1 pseudogene is annotated in these 295 nt (G+C 65.4%); it reads left to right on the top strand.

Features of this window, described 5'->3' with window-relative positions:
- Nucleotides 1–295 (top strand): annotated as a pseudogene (locus tag P0G09_RS19535) (NAD(P)-dependent oxidoreductase); the annotation flags it as partial.

Below are 295 nucleotides of genomic sequence, written 5' to 3'. Positions count from 1 at the left end.
CGCCATGCACAACAAGGGCGAGACCCTGGGCAACGTGGCCTTCGGCATCGACTATCTGGCCAACTCCAAGGCCATCCGGCTGGGGGACGACATCGCCGTGATCGGCGTGGGCAACTCGGCCAAGGACTGCGCCCGCACCGCCATCCGCAACGGTGCCCGCCATGTCACCTGCTATGCCCGCCGGGATGAGAGTTGCATCAGCGCCTCTGAATACGAGGTCAGCTATGCCATGCTCGAGGGCGTGGGCTTCCGCTTGTGCAAGGCCCCGGTGGAGATCCGGGAGAACGGCCTGTTC

The sequence above is a fragment of the Faecalibacterium sp. DFI.5.82 genome (genome assembly GCF_029076575.1).
GTDB classification, from domain to species: domain Bacteria; phylum Bacillota; class Clostridia; order Oscillospirales; family Ruminococcaceae; genus Faecalibacterium; species Faecalibacterium duncaniae.
This window is presented reverse-complemented; position numbering and strand designations above follow the sequence as displayed.